Raw genomic sequence first — 7,848 nt, 5'->3', positions numbered from 1 at the left:
TCGCGCCTGCTTGCGCACATCAGAAAGGGCGGGCTCGCCCTCGTGAGCGCCGACTACGAAGACCTCGTGCGCGAGGCGCGCGCCCTGCGGCCCGACGCGGTGTTCTTTTCCACCAAGGGCAAGCCGGTGCCGTTCCGCGCAGGCTATCTCGGGCTTGACGAAAAGGGCCGGGGGAACTACCGTCTCTGGCTTGACGGCGAGGAGCTCGACGTTTCCTGCGCCCTTTCCGGCCCCTATGCCGCGGAAAACATCATTGCCGCGGCGGCCGCGGCCCGTCTGTTCGGGCTGAGCGCCGAGGAGATCCGCAAGGGCGTGGAAAGCGCGCCCTTCCCCGCCCAGCGCTTTGCCAGACTCGACGTGCCCGGCTGGACCGTCATCGACGACACGTACAACGCCAATCCTCTTTCCGCCTCGCGCATGATCGAGGCCGCGGCAGAACTTGCCAAAGGCCGGACCTTCGTGTGCGTCATGGGCGCCATGGGAGAACTCGGCGACGTGGCCGCCGCCGAACACAGAACCCTGGGCCGCACCCTGGCCCGTGCCGGATGCGCGGCCGTGTTCTGGACCGGCGAGCACGCCGAAGAAGTGAAGGAAGGTCTTGACGAGGAACGTTTTTCGGGCTTCTTTGCCGACGTGCCGAAGCCCGAGGACTTTCTGCCCGCACTCCGGCGCTGGGAGGACGGCCGTCACGACGACAGAAACGGCCTCGTGCTCTTCAAGGGCTCGCGGGTCAACCGGATGGAACGTCTCGTAACCCTCTTCACGGAAGAGAAATCCCATGCTCTATAACCTTCTTGTGCCCTTCAGTCAGGACATCTCCCTGCTGAACGTGTTCCGCTACATCACGTTCCGTTCCGCCGGGGCGCTCATCTTCGCGCTGCTGTTCACCATCATCACGGGCCCGTGGTTTCTGAAAAAGCTCACGGCCCTCAAGGTGGGACAGCCCATTCTCTCCTACGTGCCCGAGCATCAGGCCAAGGCCGGAACCCCCACCATGGGCGGCCTGCTCATCATGGCCGGGGTCATCTTCTCCACGCTGCTGTGGGCCGATCTCTCCAACGTGTACATCTGGCTCACCCTGCTCGTGTTCGTGGGCTTCGGCGTGGTCGGCTTTGTGGACGACTACACCAAAATACGCCACCATGAGAACAAGGGCCTCTCCCCCCGCGCCAAAATGCTCGGCCTCATCGTGGTCTCCGTGGCCGCCATCAGCCTGCTGCTCATGGAACCCGCCTATTCCAGCCGCCTTTCCGTGCCCTTCTTCAAGCAGTTCATGCCCGACCTCGGCGTGTTCTACGTGGTCTTCGCCGTGGTGGTGCTCATCGCCTCCTCGAACGCCGTCAACCTCACCGACGGCCTCGACGGTCTGGCCATTCTGCCCGCGGTCATGTGCTTCATGGTCTATGCCATCTTCATTTATGTGGCGGGCCACGCGAGTTTCGCCCAGTACCTGCAGGTGCCCGCCGTGCCGGGCGTGGGCGAAGTCACCGTGCTCTGCTGCGCCCTCATGGGCGCGGGCCTCGGATTTTTGTGGTTCAACTGCTTCCCCGCTCAGGTCTTCATGGGCGACGTGGGCTCCCTCAGCCTCGGCGGCGTGCTCGGCTTTCTTGCCGTGCTCTGCAAGCAGGAACTCATTCTCGTGGTGGCCGGCGGCGTGTTCGTCATGGAAACCGTGTCCGTCATCATGCAGGTCGGCTTCTTCAAGGCCACGCACGGCAGGCGTCTTTTCCGCATGACGCCGCTGCATCATCATTTTCAGAAGGGAGATCATCCGCTGCCGGAATCCAAGATCATCGTCCGGTTCTGGATCATTTCCGTGCTTCTCGCCATCATTTCCCTTTCCGTTCTCAAACTCCGCTGAGGAATGCCGTCATGAGTCCTCTTGATCTTTCTCATCGCCGCGTCGCCGTCATAGGCGCAGGCAGAAGCGGCCGCGCCGCCGTCCGTCTGCTGCGCGAACTCGGCGCGGATGTGCGCCTGCTCGAAAAGAAGCCGGATCAGATGCCCGCGGATTTTTCCGCCTGGCTTGGTGAAAACCATGTGCCCGTCTTCGGAGGAGAACACGCTCCCGCCTACTTCGAAGGCGTGGATCTCGTCATTCCGAGCCCCGCTGCGGCAAAGGCCGTGATCGAGCCTCTCCTGCCCGTGCGCGAAGACGGCTCGAAGGCCGAAATCATGGCCGAAACCGAACTGGCCTGGAGGCTGCTCGACGGCGAGCCCGTGATCGGCGTCACCGGCACGAGCGGCAAGACCACCACCACGAGCCTCTGTTCCGCCATGCTCGAAGCCCACGGTCTGCGCGTGTTCACGGGCGGCAACATCGGCGTGCCCCTCTCCGAATACGTGCTCGGCAGACGCCGCGGCGAACCGAAGGCCGACGTCATCGTGCTGGAGCTTTCGAGCTTCCAGCTTCAGACGTGCAGCACCCTGCATCCGCGCGTGGGCATTCTGCTCAACATTTCCGAGAACCATCTCGACTTCCACAAGGACATGAAGGAATACACCGACGCCAAAATGAACCTCTTCGCCCGGCAGACCGAAAGCGACACGGCCATTCTTTCGCCCTCGCTCTCCCGCCTGCCCGGCGAATACGGCATGAAGGCCCGCGTGACATTCCTCACGCCCGGCGCCCGCCCCTTCCCGGACACCCGCCTCATCGGAGCGCACAACCAGAGCAACGCCGAAGCCGCCTTCATGGCCGCCTCCATCTTCGGCGTCACCCGCGAGGAAGCCGCCCGTGCCATGCGCGAATTCACGCCCATCGCCCATCGCCTTGAGCACATCGCCGACATAGACGGCGTGCAGTACGTGAACGATTCCAAATGCACCACCATCGAGGCGCTCAAGGTGGCGCTTCGCGCCTTCGACAGGCCCGTGGTGCTGCTTGCCGGCGGCAAGTTCAAGGGCGGCGACGTGGAAGGCATGCGCCCGCTCATCAAGGAACACGTGCGCGCCGTGGCCCTCTACGGCGCCTCGCGCGAGCACTTCGAGCCCGCGTGGAAGGACGTGGTGCCCGTCACCTGGGACGAAACCATGGATCTCGCCCTTGCCCGCGCCCGCGGCATCGCTCAGAAAGGCGACGCCGTGCTGCTCGCTCCCGCCACTTCCAGCTACGATCAGTACAAGAACTACATCGAGCGCGGCAATCACTTCCGCGCCCTGGTGAACGCCATGCGGGAAGAGAAGGCATGAACCTGCGCAAGAAAAAACAACCCGCGCCCGAACAGACCCTGCCCCCCGGGCCGGTGGACTGGTGGCTGCTCGCCCTGCTGCTTCTGCTGCTGTGCGTGGGTCTTGTGGCCGTGCTTTCCGCAAGCGGCCCCATCAGTCAGCGCACCTACAACGAATCCTATCACTTCTTCCACCGTCAGCTCCAGACCATGCTTCTCGGCGGCGTGTTCGTGGCCCTCATCTGCTGGCTGCCGCGCTGGTTCATCAACAAGCTGCACTACTGGGGCATAGGCGTGGTGCTCGTGCTGCTCGCCCTCTGCCCCCTCATCGGCCCCAGAATCAACGGCGCTCAGCGCTGGCTCGACTTCCACTTCATGATGGTGCAGCCCATGGAATTCGCCCGTGTGGCGCTCGTCATGTATCTGGCCTACTTCATGAGCTCCAAGCAGGCCATGATCCGCGAATTCAGCCGCGGCCTGCTGCCGCCCACGCTCATCACCCTCATCATGTGCCTGCTGCTGCTCATGCAGCCCGACCTCGGCGGCACCATCATCATGCTGGCCATCCTCTTCTTCATGTGCCTCGGCGGCGGCACCAGAGGCGGCTATCTCGTCATGGTGCTCATTCTCGCCGCCGTGCTCGTCGTCGCCCTCATCATCGTGGAGCCCTACCGCTGGGCCCGATGGACCGCCTACCTCGAACCCTTCGCCAACGCCCGCGGCTCCGGCTATCAGATAGTCCAGAGCCTGCTTGCCTTAGGATCCGGCGGCATCTTCGGCGTGGGACTCGGCGGCAGCATTCAGAAAACCGTCTATCTGCCCGAAGCCCACAACGACTTCATCATGTCCGTCATCGGCGAAGAAACCGGATTCGTGGGCATCACCGTGGTCATGGTGCTGTTTGCGCTCTTCTTCTATCGCTGCTATCGTGTGGTGCTCGGTCAGAGAAATCTGCGCGACAGGCTCTCCGCCTACGGGCTCACGCTCATCATCGCGCTGAGCTTTCTGCTCAACATGGCCGTCATTCTCGGCAATGTTCCCCCCAAGGGCATTGCCATGCCCTTCATCAGCTACGGCGGCAGCAGCCTGCTCGCAAACATGATCTGCGCCGGTCTGCTGCTCAACTATTCGCGAACCGCTCGGGAGTAAGCATGGCTCTTCGCATCATCATCACCACCGGCGGCACGGGCGGTCACATCTTCCCCGCGCTCGCCGTCATCGAAGCGCTCAAAAAGCGCAGACCCGACGTCGAAGTTCTCTTCGTAGGCGGCGAATACGGCCCCGAACGCGATCTCGTGCAGCGCGCCGGCGTGCGCTTTGAAGGCCTGCCCGTGCGCGGCTTCATCGGCCGCGGCCTGAAGGCCGTTTCCGCCATGGCCGCCATGAGCCTCGGCGTTCTGCGCGCCATGGGCATAGTGCGCCGCTTCCACCCCGACGCCGTCATGGGCTTCGGCGGATACGCAGGCTTCGCCGCCGTGCTCGCCGCCCGTCTCATGCACCGCCCCTGCGCCCTGCACGAACAGAACGCCATCGCCGGCGCGGCCAACCGCATTCTCGGCAGACTCGTCGATCGCGTGTGCCTCTCCTGGGATCAGCCCGCCGTGGGCGCCAGCTTTCCCCACGAGGTCTGCGTGCTCACGGGCAATCCCATCCGCGGCGGCATCGCGGCCCTCGGCGGGGCCGAACGCGAAAGGCACGCCGCCCCGCGTCTTCTCGTCATGGGCGGCTCGCAGGGAGCCCGCGCCATCAACAACATGGTGATATCCATGCTGCCCGAGCTGCGAAAGGCGGGCATCGACCTTCTGCATCAGACCGGCGCGAACGAATACGACGACGTGCGCCGCCGCTACCTCGAAACGGGCATATCCGCCGAGGAAACCGACCGCATCGTTCACCCCTTCATTCACGACATGGCAAAGGCCTACGCCGAATGCGATCTCGCGCTCTGCCGCGCCGGAGCCACCAGCATGGCGGAACTTGCCGCCACGGGCACGCCCGCGGTGTTCATTCCCTTCCCCTTCGCCGCGCACGATCATCAGACCAGCAACGCCCGCGCCATGCAGGAAGCGGGCGGAGCCGTGCTGCTGCCCCAGAAGGACGCCGAAAAGCTCGCCGCGGAAGGCAAGCTCGCCCCCATGCTCATTGATCTGCTCAACGACGAAGCGCGTCTTGCCGCCATGCGCAAGGGCGCGCTCTCCCTGGCCCGCCCCGACGCCGCCGACGCCGTGGCCGCGCAACTTCTGGCCCTCGCGGGCGACACCTCCAAATAATCCGGGATATTCATGAACAACAAGATTCGCGCCATTCACATGATAGGCATAGGCGGCTCCGGCATGAGCGGCATCGCCGAAGTGCTCCTCAACCTCGGCTACAGCGTTCACGGCTCCGACCTTGCCAACAGCGCCACGGTGCAGCGTCTGCGCAGCCTCGGCGCGGTGATTCACCTCGGTCACGCCGCCGAAAACCTCGGCGACGCGCAGGTGGTGGTGCGCTCCTCCGCCGTTTCCGACTACAACCCCGAAGTGCAGGCCGCCCGCGAACGCGGCATTCCGGTGATACCCCGCGCGGAAATGCTCGCCGAACTCATGCGTCTGCGCACGGGCATCGCCGTGGCCGGAACCCACGGCAAGACCACCACGACCTCCCTCACCGCCGCCATCTTCGACGCCGCCGGTCTCGATCCCACGGTCATCATCGGCGGTCTGCTCAACGCCTACCGCTCCAACGGTCACCTCGGTCAGGGCGAATACCTCATCGCCGAATCCGACGAGTCCGACGGATCCTTTCTGTGCCTGTTCCCCATCATCAACGTGGTCACCAACGTGGATTACGACCACATCGATCACTACGGCACCCAGGACGCCATCGACGACGCCTTCGTCGCCTTCATGAACAAGGTGCCCTTCTACGGCATGAACGTCATCTGCGCCGACGATCCCGGCGTGCGCCGTCTCATTCCCCGCATCAAGCGCCCCTTCGTGACCTACGGCTTCGGACGCGACTGCCGCATCCGCGGCGAAATTCTCGAATGCGGCGCCGTGAACCGCTTCGACGTGTGGCTGCGCGGCCGCGACGGCGAAAAGAAGCTGCTTTCCGACGTCACCCTCGCCCAGCCAGGACGCCACAACATCCTGAACGCCCTTGCCGCCATCGGCGTGGCCCTTCAGGCCGGCATCGCGCCCGAAAAGTGCGTCGAAGGCCTGGCCGCCTTCTCCGGCGTGGGCCGCCGCTTCGAGCTCAAGGGCGAAAAGAACGGCATCACCGTCATCGACGACTACGGCCATCATCCCACGGAAATCCAGGCCACCATCCGCACCGCGCGTCAGGTATTCCCGGGCCGCCGCCTCGTCATGGTGTTCCAGCCGCACCGCTTCTCCCGCACGCAGGCCCTGTTCGGCGAATTCTGCCAGACCTTCGGCAACGTGGACAAGCTCTATCTCACCGAAATCTATCCCGCGAGCGAAGCGCCCATTCCCGGCGTGAACGGCGTGAACCTCGCGCTCGGCATCCGTCAGTTCTCCAAGACCGACGTGTGCTACAAGCCCAACTTCGACGAAGTGGTGGAAGCGCTCAAGACCGAACTTCGTCCCGGCGACGTGCTCATCACCCAGGGCGCGGGCAGCGTGACCACCGTGGGTCCCCGAGTGCTGGAGAACATGGCGTGAACATCATAGACAGACCTGCCCTCGCTCCGCTCACCACCCTGGGCATAGGCGGCCGCGCCCTTGCGGAAATACGCCTCGACACCCCGGAAGACTGCCTGCGCCTGCCCGATGCGCTTGCCGCCGTCGGGGGCTTTGTGCGCGTGCTCGGCGGCGGGAGCAATCTGCTTGTTCACGACGGCGATCTGCCGTTTACGGTGCTGCGTCCGCTCTTCGGGGCCAAGGGGCCCGCCGGGCGGCCCGCCGAACCTGAAATTCTCGGCGAAGAAGACGGCCCGGACGGCAGACGCGTACTCATCCGCGCGGGCTCCGGCATGCGGGTTCCGCATCTTCTCGCCTGGTGCGCGGCGCGCGATCTTGCGGGACTCGAAGGTCTGGTGGGCGTGCCCGGCCGCCTCGGCGGAGCCGTGGCCATGAACGCCGGAGCCTACGGGTGCAGCACCGCGCCGCTCATGCGCTCACTCGACGTGTTCACCCCGGAAAAAGGCCTGCACACGCTCTCTCCCGAAGGCTGGAAGGCCGCCTACCGGCACTTTTCCCTTGCGGAACCGTGCGCGTGGTACATGAGCGTGTCCGTCACGCTTTCCCTGCGCAGGGCGGAGCCCGGCAGCGTGCGCGCAACCATGAAGGAAAACTTTCTGCGCAAGAAAAGCGGTCAGCCCGTGCACGAGCACACGGCGGGCTGCGTGTTCCAGAACCCCGAAGGACAGTCCGCCGGACGACTGCTCGACGCGGCGGGCATGAAGGGCAGAAGGCGCGGAGCCATGTTCTTCTCGCCCATGCACGCCAACTTCCTCGCCCACGACATGAAGTGCGGCGTGCCCGGCCTCTGCGAGGACGCGCTTTTTCTCATCCGCGAGGCGCAGCGCGCCGTGCGTGAAAAATTCGGCGTGGAACTCGTCATGGAAGTCAAGGAGTGGTCGTCATGTCCCTGCTGAACGGCAATCACTCCCGCCGCAATTCCTATTCGCAGCGCAGAAAAAGCGTGGCGGAAACGCCTTCGCGCGCCAGAAAAT

The 7,848-nt window shown here is 64.6% G+C and carries 7 protein-coding genes; all 7 read left to right on the top strand.

Annotated features, from left to right (window positions below):
• The coding region (locus tag ACZM96_RS08360) for a glutamate ligase domain-containing protein (RefSeq protein ID WP_489488492.1) at positions 1-789 on the top strand (789 nt) is incomplete at its 5' end.
• Positions 779-1,861 carry a phospho-N-acetylmuramoyl-pentapeptide-transferase gene (gene mraY / locus ACZM96_RS08355; protein ID WP_294489017.1) on the top strand — a complete coding sequence of 361 codons (1,083 nt, stop codon included), beginning with the start codon at positions 779-781 and terminating at the stop codon, positions 1,859-1,861. The genes ACZM96_RS08360 and mraY, both read left to right, overlap by 11 nt.
• Positions 1,862-1,872: 11 nt before the next feature.
• Complete coding sequence (locus ACZM96_RS08350) at positions 1,873-3,192, top strand: Mur ligase family protein (RefSeq protein ID WP_489488491.1); 1,320 nt, start codon at positions 1,873-1,875, stop codon at positions 3,190-3,192.
• Positions 3,189-4,319 carry a putative lipid II flippase FtsW gene (ftsW, locus tag ACZM96_RS08345; RefSeq protein WP_489488490.1) on the top strand — a complete coding sequence of 377 codons (1,131 nt, stop codon included), beginning with the start codon at positions 3,189-3,191 and terminating at the stop codon, positions 4,317-4,319. Before ACZM96_RS08350 ends, ftsW begins: the two co-directional genes overlap by 4 nt.
• Positions 4,320-4,321: 2 nt before the next feature.
• Positions 4,322-5,440 carry an undecaprenyldiphospho-muramoylpentapeptide beta-N-acetylglucosaminyltransferase gene (gene murG, locus ACZM96_RS08340; protein WP_489488488.1) on the top strand — a complete coding sequence of 373 codons (1,119 nt, stop codon included), beginning with the start codon at positions 4,322-4,324 and terminating at the stop codon, positions 5,438-5,440.
• 12 nt (positions 5,441-5,452) lie between these two features.
• Positions 5,453-6,835, top strand: a complete 1,383-nt coding sequence (gene murC, locus ACZM96_RS08335) for a UDP-N-acetylmuramate--L-alanine ligase (protein ID WP_489488487.1) — start codon at positions 5,453-5,455, stop codon at positions 6,833-6,835.
• The gene (locus ACZM96_RS08330) at positions 6,832-7,770 is read left to right on the top strand and encodes a UDP-N-acetylmuramate dehydrogenase (protein ID WP_489488486.1); all 939 of its coding nucleotides are present in this window, start codon (positions 6,832-6,834) and stop codon (positions 7,768-7,770) included. The genes murC and ACZM96_RS08330 overlap by 4 nt, the downstream gene beginning before the upstream one ends.
• Positions 7,771-7,848: the final 78 nt, after the last annotated feature.

The sequence above is a fragment of the Mailhella sp. genome, from assembly GCF_057866825.1.
Note: the sequence above shows the minus strand (reverse complement) of the source record. Positions and strands in the feature narration are given on the sequence as shown.

Coding starts and splice junctions, on each gene's coding strand:
- ftsW (WP_489488490.1), top strand. CDS start 3,189: ATGAACCTGCGCAAGAAAAAACAACCCGCGCCCGAACAGACCCTGCCC.
- murG (WP_489488488.1), top strand. CDS start 4,322: ATGGCTCTTCGCATCATCATCACCACCGGCGGCACGGGCGGTCACATC.
- mraY (WP_294489017.1), top strand. CDS start 779: ATGCTCTATAACCTTCTTGTGCCCTTCAGTCAGGACATCTCCCTGCTG.
- ACZM96_RS08350 (WP_489488491.1), top strand. CDS start 1,873: ATGAGTCCTCTTGATCTTTCTCATCGCCGCGTCGCCGTCATAGGCGCA.
- murC (WP_489488487.1), top strand. CDS start 5,453: ATGAACAACAAGATTCGCGCCATTCACATGATAGGCATAGGCGGCTCC.